This window comes from Bradyrhizobium sp. th-b2, assembly GCF_000426785.1.
Lineage (GTDB): Bacteria > Pseudomonadota > Alphaproteobacteria > Rhizobiales > Xanthobacteraceae > Bradyrhizobium > Bradyrhizobium septentrionale.
Genome location: NZ_AUGA01000195.1, coordinates 1 through 3058, shown reverse-complemented (window position 1 = coordinate 3058; position 3058 = coordinate 1). Strand labels below are relative to the sequence as shown.

Sequence of the window (3058 nt, the reverse complement as noted above, 5' to 3'; positions counted from 1 at the left end):
CCTGACCTTCACCCTTCACCCAATGCCATCATAGACCTCGCCGTGCCCGCGCGCATGCGTCAATCAGGCGGCCTCCGTCGTATGCGTACGCTGTTGCGAACTCCCGCCCTCGTCAGCTTTCAGGGAAAGCTCAAATAATCGTGTTGACCGAGATCGACCTGAACGATAGCGCCCGCTTGCGCCGGGACGAGTGGCCCTATCATTCGTGCCGATGCACCCATAATGACTCAATATTTTGCGCGCCGCGGAGTCTCGGGTACCGAGGGCAGGAGCCGTCCAGTACTCTTGGATGCCGAAGTTGTTCTCGGCGTCGTTCAGTCGGGATAACGGGCGTCTTGGGTAAGACGCTGTTTGTCCCAGCCCTGGCGTCGAGCAGTCGATCTGGCGTCGGCGTTCTCGAGTGGTTTGTACCTGCTAGCGGCGTGCCGCCGTCGGGTGCGGTCGGACCTAGGTTGCATCGGCATGGAGTTGGGAGGAAGCGAACGTGGATCTAGATGAAACGATACAAAGGTCCCGACAAACGCTCGAGCAAATGGACCGCCTTCTGAGGAGGGCGGGCGCTCAACTAGAGTGGCTGGCTCAACTATCGGACGCCGGGGCTGCAGGCCCGGATTTCCCTCCTGCGAGTAGCGGCGATTGCGACGGGGGCTCTCAAGCGTCTTATTTATGCGAGCAGGCGGCCCCAGGCGATGTTTTGCCTTCACCCGAGACGACTTTGAATCTTTCGTGGTTCGGACAAAGGGCGTGATATGGCGAGCGGGGTCGAGCAAGACCTATTGAGCGATCCTGAGGCGGCCGATGCGATTGACGGCGGAGCCACGTCGCACCTCGCGCTGGACCTCATGGCGGGGCGCGCGACGTTGGGCGATGTCGTTGGCATTACAGACGAAGAGCTTGAGGCGCTATATGCGCTAGGTTATCGCTATTACTGCTGCGGCAAATATGAGCGCGCGCTGAGTTTCTTTCGCTTTCTATGCTTGCATCGACACACAGACGCGCGATACTGGCTCAGTCTGGCTGCTACCAGTCAGGTGCTTGAGGATACAGAGGGGGCGGTGCAGGCTTACGGGTTGGCTGCGCTGCTGAACAGCGAGGACCCGCAGATACCGCTTCGCGCTGCAGAATGTTTGGTCAAACTGGGGCGTCCGGCAGCTGCGATAGTCGCGCTCGGTGATGTCCTGACGCTCAGTGCCGGAAATACTGAGTTCGACGTGTTTGCCTGGCGCGCGCGACGGATGCTCGATCGTCTGAAAGCGGAAAGGAACTCAAATCGTGAATAGCTTGAGCGTAAGCGGTTGGACCAGTGACGCGCAGTGCGAAGCGGGGATGCCGCTTGTACCCGGTCGCTCCTTGATTGCGCGTCCAGGCGCGCTCGATACGACGGCAATTGGTAATTTGCCGCCGGCGGTCTCCCGCAAAATCGTCGCATCGGGTTCGATTCCGAGCCTGGCGGTGCCGCGAGCGCTCGACCCGATCGAACTTGCTAACAATCTGCTGGCGGTGAGGATCAAAATGGCTGACCGGCTAATTGCGAGCGGGATGGCGGATGTTCGACACGAAGGCGAGCTGCTAAGGCAGCAGCACGAGATGTTCGGCAACAAGATCATTGAAGCCGCAAATGCCATGGCGAAATCGAAAAAGAGCTCACGCGTAATGAAGTTCCTCGGGTGGCTCGCGGTCGGGCTCTCGGTCGCGGCCGCCGTGGTCACTGGTGGCACTCTTGCTATAGTTGCCGCAGCAGTGACGGTTGGCGTTGCGGTGCTCAACGAAACGGGTGTCGTCGACAAGATGACCCAGGCGATTGCCAGGCGTCTCATGAAGGATGGCAACATGGATGCTGCCCAAGCGAACAAATTGGCTATGGGCATCACGATGGGCATCATGTTGGCCGTTACCGTGCTGACGTTAGGAGCCGGGCTTATGGGCGGAGCTGCGAATGGAGCCCGCGCGGCCGCCGCTATGTGGAGCCGCCTTGGTGCGGCCGGTGCGTCGGCTCTCCGTGGACTTGCCTCCCTCGCAAAGCAACCGGGCTCGCTGGCAATGGTCCTCTCAAGGGCCATGAATCAAGCCGCTTCCACGATCGCGGATACAACCTCGAACGCTTTCAGGATTGCTCAGATCAGCCAGGGGGTTTCGACTGCCGCTCAAGTTAGCGAGGCAGGTGTTTCTGTCGGCGAGGCCGCTGCGGGCATAGCGAATGGGGTTCAGCAGAAGGAAGCCGCGGATGCTCAGGCGGACGCGTTGGACATAAGGAAGCGAATTACGTGGATGAAAGAGCTTCAAAGCAACGGGATGGACTTCATCAAGCAGCTCGTCCTCGACCAAAAGGCGACCACGCAGAGGATTGCCGAGGCTATCGAGAGCCGCAGTGCCAGCGATGCGTCTCTCATCCATGCCTTCGCCTAATCACTTCTAACGGCCTTCTCTTGCGAGCGTAAGGAACGCATTCATGCTAGGTGCCATCGAGCGTTTAAATGTTGCCGGCGTTGATCCATTGGACAATGCTGCGCATCGTCAGCTTTCTCCGAGTTCTCCCGCTGTCTCCCTGCGCGGCGCCCGCGCACCAGAGGCGACCACTACTCAGTCGCTTGCCCATAGTGTTAACGGCGCGCCAAATTCTGCACTGCTTGGAACCTCGGTTCCTGAGCTTGTTACTCAGCAGACGCTTTCAGGTATTGCGCCCAAGCTCGAGGACTTTGCGACGGGAAGCAACATGTCGGCAATCGCGGCGCTCATTGTTCGTGTCAATTCTGAGCTTCGCAAAGCGGCCAGAGAGGACATGTGGGCTGCGGTTGGCGCCGATATCGCTGCGCAGGACGCGGCCGCCAAGTCGATTCGAAGCTCAGGGCTCTACCAGTTGATTGGCTCAATCGTGGCGTCGAGTGGCGCTATCGCTGGCGCCGGCATGAACATCAAGGGTGCTCGCGAGAGTCAATTGCTATTTGAAAGCAATGCACCCAAGGCCCCGTCTGGCCTTAGCGCTCGCACTTCTGATTACCACACTCCTGATGACAGGAGCATCGAGACCCCGTCTGGCCTTAGCGCTCGCACTTCTGAT

At 59.4% G+C, this 3058-nt stretch carries 3 protein-coding genes; all 3 read left to right on the top strand.

The genetic code is table 11. The annotated features are described in order from the left end of the window. Positions 1-776: 776 nt before the first annotated feature. Positions 777-1280 (top strand): SycD/LcrH family type III secretion system chaperone, encoded by a 504-nt coding sequence (locus tag K359_RS58140; protein WP_198031295.1) that lies wholly within the window; start codon positions 777-779, stop codon positions 1278-1280. A 46-nt stretch (positions 1281-1326) separates the two neighbouring features. Beyond that, complete coding sequence (gene sctE / locus K359_RS0147445) at positions 1327-2406, top strand: type III secretion system translocon subunit SctE (protein ID WP_156929129.1); 1080 nt, start codon at positions 1327-1329, stop codon at positions 2404-2406. Between the two features lie 43 nt (positions 2407-2449). After that, positions 2450-3058 (top strand): hypothetical protein (locus K359_RS62825; protein ID WP_156929128.1); only part of this gene is annotated, 609 nt, incomplete at its 3' end.